9 protein-coding genes are annotated in these 12,272 nt (G+C 73.2%); 8 read left to right on the forward strand and 1 reads right to left on the reverse strand.

From position 1 onward, the window contains the following. Positions 1-413: 413 nt before the first annotated feature. The 8 genes from J2S41_RS36605 (at position 414) to J2S41_RS36640 (ending at position 8,937) form a co-directional block, all read left to right on the forward strand. The gene (locus J2S41_RS36605) at positions 414-1,187 is read left to right on the forward strand and encodes a redox-sensing transcriptional repressor Rex (protein ID WP_310375092.1); all 774 of its coding nucleotides are present in this window, start codon (positions 414-416) and stop codon (positions 1,185-1,187) included. After that, entirely contained in the window at positions 1,184-2,500 is a 1,317-nt protein-coding gene (locus J2S41_RS36610; protein ID WP_310375094.1) for a glutamyl-tRNA reductase, read from the forward strand. The genes J2S41_RS36605 and J2S41_RS36610 overlap by 4 nt, the downstream gene beginning before the upstream one ends. Continuing rightward, positions 2,497-3,546, forward strand: a complete 1,050-nt coding sequence (hemC, locus tag J2S41_RS36615; protein ID WP_310375095.1) for a hydroxymethylbilane synthase — start codon at positions 2,497-2,499, stop codon at positions 3,544-3,546. The genes J2S41_RS36610 and hemC overlap by 4 nt, the downstream gene beginning before the upstream one ends. Beyond that, positions 3,543-5,123, forward strand: a complete 1,581-nt coding sequence (locus J2S41_RS36620; protein ID WP_310375097.1) for a bifunctional uroporphyrinogen-III C-methyltransferase/uroporphyrinogen-III synthase — start codon at positions 3,543-3,545, stop codon at positions 5,121-5,123. Before hemC ends, J2S41_RS36620 begins: the two co-directional genes overlap by 4 nt. 29 nt (positions 5,124-5,152) lie before the next feature. Beyond that, on the forward strand, positions 5,153-6,136 hold the full coding sequence (hemB, locus tag J2S41_RS36625) for a porphobilinogen synthase (protein WP_310375099.1): 984 nt from the start codon (positions 5,153-5,155) through the stop codon (positions 6,134-6,136). Positions 6,137-6,220: 84 nt separating this feature from the next. Beyond that, positions 6,221-6,571 (forward strand): PadR family transcriptional regulator, encoded by a 351-nt coding sequence (locus tag J2S41_RS36630; protein ID WP_310376797.1) that lies wholly within the window; start codon positions 6,221-6,223, stop codon positions 6,569-6,571. An 11-nt stretch (positions 6,572-6,582) separates the two neighbouring features. After that, entirely contained in the window at positions 6,583-7,605 is a 1,023-nt protein-coding gene (locus tag J2S41_RS36635; RefSeq protein WP_310375101.1) for a hypothetical protein, read from the forward strand. A gap of 798 nt (positions 7,606-8,403) precedes the next feature. After that, positions 8,404-8,937 (forward strand): XRE family transcriptional regulator, encoded by a 534-nt coding sequence (locus J2S41_RS36640; RefSeq protein WP_310375102.1) that lies wholly within the window; start codon positions 8,404-8,406, stop codon positions 8,935-8,937. 1 nt (position 8,938) lies between these two features. Here the strand turns inward: J2S41_RS36640 and J2S41_RS36645 are convergent, their stop codons facing one another. After that, positions 8,939-12,187, reverse strand: coding sequence for a lamin tail domain-containing protein (locus tag J2S41_RS36645; RefSeq protein WP_310375104.1), 3,249 nt, complete (start codon positions 12,185-12,187; stop codon positions 8,939-8,941). Between the last annotated feature and the right edge of the window lie 85 nt (positions 12,188-12,272).

Here is a 12,272-nt window from a genome sequence, read left to right on the forward strand (position 1 = left end):
ACGCTAAGCCGTCGCCGGTACGTATCCGATCCCGCGCGCCCGCCTTCTCGTAGTAGGGCTCTCCCTACCGTCCAACCGCGCGGTTACGCGTTATTTGCAGCATAAAAGCTATTTGGCGCATACTGATGTGTGTAGTGCTGCGGGCTCGGTCTCCAGGGCCCGCGGGGGTGTCACCCCGGTCGAGACGGAGGGCTTCGGTGAACCGGCGAAGCCTGGGTAATTCGCTAGCATGGACGGCGGCCGGTTGTCCACTGCTCGGGTCAAGATCGCGATTTGTGCACGCCTTCACAAGCGCCTACATTGTTAGCTCTACACGCCCCGTCAGGGCAGCCGGTAACGGCGGGTGTCGAGGGGCTTCCACAACGACCGGTCCGCGGGATCGGTCGAGGATCGCTACGTCGGCACGGAGTCACATGAGCCAGCACCCCCCGCCAGGCGCGCCCGGGCACCCGGCGCCCGTCCCCGCGCTGCCGGACCTCCCCGAGGCCACGGTCGCCCGGCTGCCGGAGTACCTGCGCGCGTTACACAACCTGGCGGAGGCCGGCCACGAGACGGCCTCCAGCGAGGAGTTGGCCGCCGCGGCCGGCGTCAACTCCGCCAAGCTCCGCAAGGACCTCTCCCACCTCGGGTCGTACGGCACCCGCGGCGTCGGCTACGACGTGACGCTGCTGGTCGACCAGATCGAGAACGTGCTCGGTCTCACGCAGCGGCGCTCCGTCGTGCTGGTCGGCCTGGGCAACCTGGGCCACGCGCTCGCCGGATACGCCGGGTTCGCCAGCCGCGGCTTCCGCATCGCCGCGCTCTTCGACGTCGACCCGGACCTGGTCGGCCAGCGCATCCACGGCCTCGTGGTGCGCCACCTCGACGAGCTTCCGCAGGTCGCGGCCGAGGACCCGATCGCGATCGGCGTCATCTCCACACCCGCGGAGGGCGCCCAGAGCGTAGCGGACCGTTTGGTGGCGGCCGGGGTCACGGGCATCCTGAACTTCGCGCCCTGCGTGCTGAACGTGCCGGGGGGCGTGGACGTCAGAAAGGTCGATCTCGCGATCGAACTGCAGATCCTCTCCTTCCACCAGCACCGCAAGTCGAGCGCGGCCGGCCCGGCCGGGCTCACCGCCCTGCCCGGAGGCCTGACCGGGCCGGGAGCACACCATTCCACCGACGCTGCGGAGGCGGTCGGATCGTGAAACTCCTCGTCGTCGGCGCGTCGTACCGCACCAGCCCGGTCCCGGTGCTGGAGCGGCTCACGACGTCGCCCGCGGACCTGCCCGGCATGCTGAGCCGGCTGCTCGCCCAGCCGTACGTCGGCGAGGCCGTGGTGCTGTCCACCTGCAACCGGGTGGAGGTCTACGCGGCGGTCTCCGGCTTCCACGGCGGTCTCGGCGACATCTGCGCCGTGCTCGCCGCGCACGCCGGCTTCGACGTCCCGGCCGAGCTCGCCAGCCACCTGTACGTGCACTTCGACGGCGACGCCGTGGAGCACACGTTCAAGGTCGCGGCCGGGCTCGACTCCATGGTCATCGGCGAGCCGCAGATCCTGGGCCAGCTGCGCGACGCGTACCACACGGCCACCGAGGCGGACTCGGCCGGCCGGCTGCTGCACGAGCTGATGCAGCAGGGCCTGCGGGTCGGCAAACGGGCGCACGCGGAGACCGGCATCGACCGGGCCGGCCAGAGCGTGGTCACGGCCGCGCTCGAGGTCGCGGCCGAGCACCTGCCCGGCGGGCTCGACGGGCGCCCGGCGCTGGTCATCGGCGCGGGCGCGATGGGCGCGCTCTCCGTCGCCACGCTGAGCCGGGCCGGCGTCGGCCCGCTGCGCGTGACGAACCGCAACGCCGGGCGGGCCGAGCGGCTCGCCGAGGCGTACGGCGCGCACGCGGTCGGCTACCCGGACGTGATCGGCGCGCTGCGCGACGCGGACCTGGTCGTCTCCGCCACCGCCTCGCAGACACCGGTCCTCACCCGGGAGATCCTGGAGGCGGCGGCCGCCGCGCGTACCGGCCGGGACCCGCTGGTCGTGCTGGACCTCGCGCTCCCGCGCGACGTGGCGCCGGACGCGGCCGACGTGCCGGGCGTGGTCGTGCTCGACATCGACCGGCTCGCCGAGGCCCGCCGCGACCATCCCGCCTCCGCGGACACCGTCGCGGTGGAGAACATCGTCGCGGCCGAGGTGGAGAGCTTCCTCGGCTGGCTGCGCGGCAAGGACGTGGCACCGACCGTGGCGGCGCTGCGCGGGCGCGCGGACGACGTGGTCAGCGCGGAGCTGCGCCGGCTCAACCAGCGCCACCCGGAGTTCAGCGACGACCAGCGCGCGGACGTGGCGAAGACGCTGCACCGCGTGGTCCAGCAGCTGCTGCACTCGCCGACCGTCCGGGTCCGCCAGCTGGCCCAGACGCCCGGCGGCGACCAGTACGCGGCGCTGCTGCGCGACCTGTTCGACCTGGACATCCCGCAGGCGACGCACGCCGACGCCGTACCCGAGATCGGAGGGGACGCGTGACCACCCCCCAGCGAGAGGGCACCACGCCGGACGGCGCCGATACCCCGCTGCGCCTGGGCACCCGGGGCAGCGCGCTCGCGCTCGCCCAGTCCCAGCGCGTGGCGAACGCGCTCACCGCGGCCACCGGCCGGGCGGTCGAGCTGGTCCGCATCGTGACCAGCGGCGACACCTCGGCCGCGCCGGTGCAGACGCTCGGTGTCGGCGTGTTCGTCTCCGCGCTGCGCGACGCGCTGTCGGCCGGGGAGATCGACTTCGCGGTGCACAGCTACAAGGACCTGCCGACCGCACCGGCCCCGGGCCTGCACATCGCGGCCGTACCGGCCCGGGAGGACCCGCGCGACGCGCTCATCTCCCGCGGCGGGCTGCGGCTGTCCGAGCTGCCCCCGGGCGCCCGGATCGGCACCGGCGCGCTGCGCCGCATCGCCCAGCTCCACGCGCTCGGCCTGCAGTTCGAGGTCGTCGCGATCCGCGGCAACATCGACACCCGGATCTCCCGGGTGGTCGGCCCGCACGCGGACCTGGACGCGGTCGTGCTGGCCCGGGCCGGGTTGTCCCGCCTCGGCCGGAACGGCGAGATCGCCGAGACCCTCGACCCGATGCTCATGCTGCCCGCGCCCGCGCAGGGCGCGCTCGCCGTGGAGTGCCGCGCCGACGACGCCGACCTGGTCGACCTGCTCGCCGTGCTGGACGACCCGGCCACCCGGGCGGTCGTCGCGGCCGAGCGGTCGCTGCTGGCCACGCTGGAGGCCGGTTGCAGCGCCCCGGTCGGCGCGTACGCGGAGATCGCCGAGGGCGACGACGGCGACGAGATCTACCTGCGCGGCGCCGTGATCGCCCCGGACGGCGGCCACGACGTGCGCCTGTCCCGCACCGGACGCCCGGCCGACGCCGTCGAGATCGGCAAGGCGCTCGCGGCCGACCTGCTCGACGCCGGTGCCGCCGGACTCTGGACGGCCGGCGCCGCCGCCGCACAGCCCCCGAATGGCACGACTCCGACTGCCTCACCGCGGACCGCGGAAGCACATGTAACTGGGAGCACGCAATGACCCGCACCCGTAAAGCCGTAGGCCACATCGCGTTCGTCGGGGCCGGCCCCGGCGACCCAGGCCTGCTGACCCGTCGTGCGCACGACGCCGTCGTCGACGCGGACCAGGTGATCTACGACCGTGGCCTGCCGGAATCGCTGATCGAGGCGCTGAAGGCCCAGGCCGCCGAGGACGCCCAGTTCACGCCCGCCGAGGGCGCGCCCGGGGACGTGGCGAAGGTGCTGCTCTCCGCCGCCCGGTCCGGGCTGCACGCGGCCTGGCTGGTGGCCGGCGACCCGTTCGGCCACGACTCGGTGGTCGAGGCGGTGCAGGCGGTCGCGCGTACCGCCGCGCACTTCGAGGTCGTGCCCGGCATCGGGCAGGCGGCCGGCGTCGCGACCTACGCGGGCGTGCCGCTGCCCGGCGTGCGGACCGCGGGCGACGTGGACGACGTGACCACGCTCGACTTCGAGGCGCTCGCCGCCGCGCTCGGCCGCGGCTCGATCTCGCTCGCGGTCGACGCGGGCGACCTCGCGGCGGTCCGGGACGGGCTGCTCGCCGCCGGCGTCGACGGCACCACGCCGGTCGGCGTCACCGGCGACGGCACCGGCGACACGCAGCACACCACCACCTCCACGGTCGACTCGTTCGTCGCGGCCGCGCTCGGCTTCACCGGCCGCGTGGTGCTCACGCTCGGCGCGGGCGTCACCGAGCGGGACAAGCTGAGCTGGTGGGAGAACCGTCCGCTGTACGGCTGGAAGGTCCTGGTCCCGCGCACCAAGGAGCAGGCCGGCGTGATGAGCGCGCGGCTGCGGGCCTACGGCGCGATCCCGTGCGAGGTGCCGACCATCGCGGTCGAGCCGCCGCGCACCCCGGCCCAGATGGAGCGGGCGATCAAGGGCCTGGTCGACGGCCGGTACGCCTGGGTGGTCTTCACCTCGGTCAACGCGGTCCGCGCGGTCTGGGAGAAGTTCGGCGAGCACGGCCTGGACGCCCGGCACTTCGGCGGCGTCAAGATCGCGTGCATCGGCGAGGCGACCGCGGAGGCGGTGCGCGCGTTCGGCATCCAGCCGGAGCTGATCCCGGCCGGCGAGCAGTCCTCCGAGGGCCTGCTGGCCGAGTTCTCCCCGCACGACGAGATCCTCGACCCGGTGGGCCGGGTGCTGCTGCCGCGTGCCGACATCGCCACCGAGACGCTCGCGGCCGGCCTGGTCGAGCGGGGCTGGGAGGTCGACGACGTGACCGCGTACCGGACCGTCCGGGCCGCGCCGCCGCCCGCCGACATCCGCGACGCGATCAAGTCCGGTGGCTTCGACGCGGTGCTCTTCACCTCGTCCTCCACCGTCCGCAACCTGGTCGGCATCGCCGGCAAGCCGCACCAGCGCACGGTGGTCGCGGTGATCGGCCCGAAGACCGCGGAGACCGCGACGGAGTTCGGCCTGCGGGTCGACGTCCAGCCGCCGCACGCCTCGGTCCCGGACCTGGTGGAGGCGCTCGCCGGGTACGCCGTCGAGCTGCGCGAGAAGCTGGCCGCCATGCCGGCCAAGCAGCGCCGCGGCTCGAAGGTGCAGGGCCCGACGGCGCTCCGCTTCCGCTAGCCGCCCCGCGCAGCCAAGGAAGGCTGATCATGTCCTACCCCGACATCCGCCCCCGGCGTCTCCGCACCACCCCGGCCATGCGCCGGATGGTCGAGGAGACCCGGGTGGCGCCGGCCGAGCTGATCCTGCCGATGTTCGTCAAGGAAGGGCTCAGCGAGCCCCGGCCGATCACGTCGATGCCGGGCGTGGTGCAGCACTCCCGCGACTCGCTGCGTAAGGCCGTGGTCGAGGCCGTCCAGGCGGGCGTCGGCGGCGTGATGCTCTTCGGCGTGCCGGAGACCCGCGACGAGACGGGCTCCGGCGGCACCGACCCGGACGGCATCCTCAACGTGGCGCTGCGCGACGTGCGCTCCGAGGTCGGCGACGCCACGGTGATCATGAGCGACGTCTGCCTGGACGAGTTCACCTCGCACGGGCACTGCGGCGTGCTGGCCGCCGACGGCACCGTCGACAACGACGCCACGCTCGACGCGTACGCGCGGATGGCCGTGGCCCAGGCGGAGGCCGGCGCGCACGTGCTCGGCCCGTCCGGCATGATGGACGGCCAGGTCGGCGTGATCCGCCGCGCGCTCGACGCGGCCGGCTACACCGACCGCGCCATCCTCGCCTACGCCGTGAAGTACGCGTCGTCGTTCTACGGCCCGTTCCGCGAGGCCGTCGAGTCCGCGCTGCAGGGCGACCGCCGCACGTACCAGCAGAACCCGGCCAACGTGCGCGAGTCGCTGCGCGAGGTCGCGCTGGACGTCGCCGAGGGCGCCGACATGGTCATGGTCAAGCCCGCGCTGCCCTACCTCGACGTGCTGACCCGCGTCGCGGACGCGGTCGACGTGCCGGTCGCCGCGTACCAGATCAGCGGCGAGTACGCGATGGTCGAGGCCGCGGCCGCGAACGGCTGGATCGACCGCGAGGCCGCGATCCTGGAGACGCTCACCTCGATCCGCCGCGCCGGCGCCCAGCTGATCCTCAGCTACTGGGCCGTCGAGGCAGCCACGCTGCTGCGCCGCCGATACTGACCCGCTCGGTACGGGGACGGGTCCCATCCCGGGACTTGTCCCCATACTCAGATAATCTTTATATTGGGTCGCATGGCGAAGGCTATGCGCGAACCCACGTTCTGGATTCTCACCGCGCTCACCGACCAGGCCCGTCACGGCTACGGCATCATCCGCGAGGCCGAGGACCTGTCCGGCGGCTCCGTCCGGCTCCAGGCCGGCACGCTCTACGCCGCCCTGGACCGGCTCGCCGCCGAGGGCCTGGTCGAGATCGACCGTGAGGAGACCGTCGACGGCCGTCCCCGTCGCTACTACCGCCTCACCGACGACGGCGCCACCGCGCTCGCGGAGGAGACCGCCCGCCTCACCCGCAACGCCGACACCGCCGCCGCCCGCCTGCGCACCCGCCCAGGCTTCGCCCTCGCCGTCCCGCACGCCCGCCCGGCGACCGCGTGACCCGCCCGCCCGTGACCCCCGACCGCGTCACCCGCCGCTTCGCACGCCTGCTCCGCGCCTACCCACCCGGTCCCCGCCGCGCCGAGCTGCTCGACACGCTGCTCGAACAGGCCGCCACCGAGGGCCGCACCCGCCCCACCCTCCGCCAGATCACCAACATCACGCTCCACGGGGTACGAACCCGCGCGCTCCACCACCCCCGCAGCGCCCCGTTCCTGCTGCTCGCCACTCTCGTCGCCCTCACCACCGCCTTCCTCGCCGCCTCACTCGCCTCCCACCTGGCCTGGAGGGCCGCCACCCCGCCCCTCCCCGCGGCCGCCCCCCTGCACGCCCTGGTCATGCCCGGCGCCCCCATCCAGGACACCTGGACCACCCACACCCCCGTCGACACCAGCGGCCCCGACGGCCCCGAGTTCGGCGCACTCACCATCACCGCAGCCCACACCGCCTCCTCGCACGACCCCACCACCTACCTGACCGCCGTCCGTTCCCGCCTCACCGCCGCCGGCTGGCACGTCGCCGCCACCCGCACCCCCTCCGCCACCGGCGCCCCCCACACCCACCACCTCACCGCCACCAGCGATTCCCTCCACCTGCACATCGACCACACCCGCGACCCCCTCACCGGCGACGGCTCGATCACCCTCCGCGCCACCCCCACCGAGCCCCGCCACATCACCGCCATCACCCTCACCGCCGCCCTCGGCCTGCTCCTCGGCTGGCTCCTCACCACCTGGTCGGCCCACACCACCCGCCACCACCCCACCGCCACCACCCTCGCCGCCCTCACCTCCACCGCCGCCGCCCTCCTTCTCCTCCCCGCCACCTACTTCGGCACCCAGACCTACCTCCAACACCTAGCCACCCCCCACTCCCACACCCCCGCCCCCCTCTGGCGCCACCTCCACCTCACCGACCTCCTCGGCGGCTTCTCCACCCTCGCCCTCCTCCCCGCCACAATCGCCGTCACCACCGTCATCGCCACCCACCTCCTCACCACCCGCTTCCCCCACCCCCTCACCACCACCCGCTAACCCCAACCACCCGACCGCCCCGCAGCCTCTGTCCACCGCCGCCTTTCCAGCCATCACCTCGCCTCACCCGGCCGCGGCGATCGCCCAGTCGTCCACCGGTTCCCCCGTCCACAGCGGCTAGCCTCAGCCGCTTCCCTCCCAGCGGCGCTCCGCATCTTGGCGGGCCCCCACCTCTCACGGCGGCCCACCTTCTGCCGACGTCTCGCCTCTGCCGACGTCTCGCCTCTGCCGACGTCTCGCCTCTGCCGACGTCTCGCCTCTGCCGACGTCTCGCCTCTGCCGACGTCTCGCCTCTGCCGACGTCTCGCCTCGGCCGGCGGCCAGCCTTCGGCCTTCGGCCAGCCTTCGGCCGGCGGCTAGCCTTCGGCCGGCGCGAGCCCGATAGCGGCGCCTCACATCTCGGCTGCGGATCCGTCGATGCGGATCCGCCCACCGGCCGCGCTGCCCGCACAACGTGACCGATTGTGCGCGGATTTAGCGTGACCGATCCATCAGGTTCCATTACGTTCGGTAGTCAATCGTCCGCTGCGGCCTCACTACCTCCCCACCGGCTTTGCTCTGCTTACCTTGGCGCGTGCGTGAGAAACAGCGGCTAGCGGCGCTGTCGCGCGCGAATGGCGCCCAGGTAAGCAGAGCAAAGGCTGCGGGGAGGTGGGGGTGGGGGAGAGGGTGGGGTTACGGAGAGTGGTGGGGGTGGTGGGAGGGTGGGGTGGAAATGTGTCGGGGGTGCGGGGGAGAGTGCGCGGCATGGGGAGAGGGAAGGGCAAGAGGAGAGGGCGGGTGGCGAGGGATGGCCGGGTGGGGGTGTATGGGCTGGAGGGGTTTCCGGTTGCGGGGCTGGTGCGGCGGGCGCGGCGGATGTCGGATATGAGCCAGCGGGATATGGCGCGGTGGGCGGAGGTGTCGGCGGGGGCGGTGGCGCGGGTGGAGTCGCAGAGTCTGGCGCCGAGTGTGGCGTTGTTGCAGCGCATGCTGGCGGTGGCGGGGCTGCATCTGGTCGTCGTCGATCCGGAGGGGCACATTGTGCAGCCGATGCGGGTGTGGGACGAGACCTATGACGGGGCGGAGCGGCGTTATCCGGCGCACCTGTCGACGATTCTGGATCCGCGGCCGGGGGACTGGTGGGGGGACCAGTATGGGCTGGCGCGGCCGCCGGAGACGTTTCACCGGTCGCGGGAGCTGCGGGAGCGGCAGCGCAGGCGCAGTCAGTGGGAGGTGCGGGTGGCGAAGTACCGCAACGATCCGCCGCCGCCGTTGTGGACGGTGTGGGTGGATGAGGAGAGGCCCGCCACCGGGGTGGGTGACGGGCCTCTCGGTCTGGCTAGCGGCTAGGTCAGTCGTCGTTGCGGATGGTGCCGACGGCGACCGGGTCGCTGAGGCGCAGGCCGGGCACGCCGGCGACGAGCAGCGTGAGCTTCTCGTCGGCCTCCTTGCGGCGGTCGCCGTTGACCGAGACCGTGAACGTGGTGCTGGTCTGACCGGCGGCGATGGTGGTGCAGCGGATCAGCGGGGCGTAGTCCGAGCCGGCCGAGGCGGTGATGCCCAGCGTGGTGGCGCAGACGACGACCGGCTTGTTGGTGGCGCGGGACAGGGACACCGTGAACGCCAGCGGCGTGGTGCCCTTGGCGCCCTCGCTGACCTGCCCGTCCGCGACGGTCAGCGACGGGCGGGTGTGGAAGCGGGCGACCTGCGGGTCGTGGTCGCTGCTGCCACGGGAGCCGTTCGAGGCGTCCTCGGCGGACCAGTCCGCGTTGATGTGGGCGGCGCGCATCTCGATCAGGTCGGCGTAGAGCGCGTCGTTGACGAAGAGGTGGTCCAGCGTCTGGGTCTGGCCCTCGTACGAGTACGAGTAGGCGGCGGACGGCGCGTCCGCCAGCAGGTCGTCGTACAGGTTGTGCAGGCCGGACTCGTACAGCGGGCCGAGCTGGTCCGACGTGGCCGGGTTCGCGGCGGTGGCGATCGGGTCGTCGGGGCGCGGGAACACGTTCAGGTCCCCGCCGTAGACGACCTTGGCGCCGGCGTTCGCGGCCTCGATCGCGTCGACGATCGCGGCACCGTACGCGGCCTGCTCGCGGCGCTGGCCCACGCGGCTGTCCGGGCCGGACGAGTAGTGGTTCGCCACCGCCCAGAGCGGATACGTGTCGGACGAGCCGGGGGCGGCCCGCACGATGAACTTGCCGACCTGCGGGGCCCGGGTGAAGACGTTGGAGCCGTCCACGCCGGTGGACGTGTCCACGTCGGCGGGCAGGACCGCGTTCAGCGCCTTCGGGTTCTGCACGTCGGCGTTGCCGGCCAGGCCCGCGCCGCGGTACTGGACGGCGGGAGCCGAGCCGAGGACCGGGTCGCTCGCGGCGGCCGGGGCCAGCGACAGCCGGTCCGTGCGGTAGAGGAACGCGGTGGTGATGCCGCGCGCGTCCGCGCCGTTCCGGTCGTACGCGGCGGCGTAGGCCGGGCCGCCCGCGCGGGTGACGGTCAGCGCCAGCTCCTGCAGCGTGTCGGGCGCGCCGTCCGCGTTGTTCGTGGTGCCGCAGATCAACTGGCCGCCGGTCACGGTGCAGATGTCCTGGTCCTCGGCCTCCTCGATCAGGATCAGGTCCGGCGAGTGCAGGTCCGTGATGATCTGGTCGGCGAGGTTGGCCAGCTGCGCGTCGTACTCGGCCTGGTTCGCCGGCACGTAGTCGAACGGCGGGGACACGCCGGGGCAGCCGGTGTTGCCGAGGAAGTCGCAGCCGTCGAACGGGTCGTCGCGGAAGTCGTAGAGGTTCTCCACGTTGTACGACGAGATCGCCAGCTCGGAGGAGCGGTCGGCCGGCTTCGGCGGGTTGTTCTTCGACGGGTCCGCGCCGTTGGCGAACGAGACCGCCTCGGCCTGCACCGCGTACTTCTCGAACGTGTAGTAGAGGCCGCCGACCGCGTCGCCGGTGAGCTTGTCGAACGTCTTCGCGCCCGGGATCAGCGCGGCGCTGTCGTTCGCGGCCGCCTTCACACCCATGCTGGCGATCATGATGCGGCTGCCGTTGCCGTTGTCGAACAGCTCGCCGGGCACGTCGTCCAGCGGGTGCGCGTCCCGGAACACGCGGCGCGCGTACTGGTCGGTGCGCTTCAGGATCGGGTCGTCCCGGTCGAGCAGCCACACCTCGGCGTCCGCGGTGGACGGGTACACGTTGCGGCCGCTGACCGTCTGCGCGCCGGACCGCACGCGCATCCGCTCGCCCTCGTGCCGCTCCCAGAACCGGTCCGCGGCGGCCAGGTCGGCCGGCGGGCGGGCGTCGGTGACGGCGACCGCGGTGTTCACGTCCAGGCCGGACGCCACCGTGCTGACCAGCGAGGCGCTGCTCAGCTGCGTGTAGTCGTAGTACTCGGAGACGCGGGCGCGCAGCACCACCTCGTCGCCGACGACCGGCACGTAGCCGCCGATCAGCGACGTGAACGTGCTCATGAAGACGAAGATGCCGTCCGCGCTGCGCGGGTCGCCGTCGGTCGCGCCCAGCCGGCTCTGCAGGAAGAAGCCGTACGTGGTGGCGCCGGCCGACGTGCGCGCCTGGGCCAGCTGCGTGACCACGCCGCGCACGAAGTGGTATCCCGCGCTGCCGCCGTTACCGGACGCGGGCGCCAGCGGCGAACGGTGGGCGCGCGCGTTGCCGGTGTCCGGCGTGGCGCCCTGCACCTGGCCCACGGTCAGCACCTCGGCGACGGTCACGGTGACCGTGCAGGTCGCGGTGCCGCCGCCGGCGTCGGTCGAGGTGACCGTGACCGGGTAGGTGCCGGCCGGCACGTCCGCGGCCACCCCCACGGTGGCGGTCGCGGTGCCGCCCGCGGCGGTCGCCGGCGTGAACGCGGTCCGGGTGATGCCCGCGACCGGGCTGGCCACGGTCAGGTCGGTGATCACGTCGTCCGCGTCGGTCGCGGTGACCGCGCCGCTGCCGGCCGTGCCGACCACGGTGGAGATCGCCGGGCAGGAGAACACCGGCGGTACGTCCACCGGGCCGCCGCCGTCCGCCGCGTGGAAGCCGAGACCGTCCACGGTGTCCGTGTCGAACCCGGTCCACTGCGCCGCCGGGTCGAACGCGTCGTCGATCACCGTGTCGCCCGCGGTCACGCTCGGCAGCCGGCGCAGCGTGTTGTCCGCGGTGCTGGTCAGGCCGGTGCCCCACTCGGTGCCCGGGTCGACGCCCACCTGGCCGATCGAGTCGACCACGGTGGAGCCGTTGACCAGCACGAGCGCGTCGTCGCCGTTGTAGAAGCTCGCGCTCGACGTCTGGTCCGCGGCGGCCAGGATCGTCGCGTTCGCGGACGCGTGGGCCAGCACGAACACGTCGTCGTTCGCGACGGTGCCGGACAGCGGCACGCTGCTGAACGAGGTGCTGCCGTTGAAGTACAGCCGGAGCGCGTACGCGGAGAGGTCCACCGCCGCGCCCGTACCGTTGTAGATCTCGATGGCCTTGTTGTTGCTGCTGCCTTCGATGTATTCCGAGATGAACAGGTCGGGCGACGCTGCGGTCGCCACGCCGGGCACGAGGCCGGCCGCCGCCACGGCGGTGACCGTGCCGGCCAGCGTGGCGCGCCAGAGCCGAGGGCGCATGAATCCTCCAGAGAAGGACGATCAGAACCAACGCACGTTAAGGCGCGTCACCTGCCGCCGTCCATCTCCTGGCCGTCGTGCCTGT

The sequence above is a fragment of the Catenuloplanes atrovinosus genome (assembly GCF_031458235.1).
Taxonomy (GTDB): Bacteria; Actinomycetota; Actinomycetes; order Mycobacteriales; family Micromonosporaceae; genus Catenuloplanes; species Catenuloplanes atrovinosus.

Bases quoted from the DNA above. Each gene is read 5' to 3' on its own strand.
- J2S41_RS36605 (WP_310375092.1), top strand. From the start codon at position 414: ATGAGCCAGCACCCCCCGCCAGGCGCGCCCGGGCACCCGGCGCCCGTC.
- J2S41_RS36620 (WP_310375097.1), top strand. From the start codon at position 3,543: ATGACCCGCACCCGTAAAGCCGTAGGCCACATCGCGTTCGTCGGGGCC.
- hemB (WP_310375099.1), top strand. From the start codon at position 5,153: ATGTCCTACCCCGACATCCGCCCCCGGCGTCTCCGCACCACCCCGGCC.
- J2S41_RS36630 (WP_310376797.1), top strand. From the start codon at position 6,221: ATGCGCGAACCCACGTTCTGGATTCTCACCGCGCTCACCGACCAGGCC.
- J2S41_RS36645 (WP_310375104.1), bottom strand. From the start codon at position 12,187: ATGCGCCCTCGGCTCTGGCGCGCCACGCTGGCCGGCACGGTCACCGCC.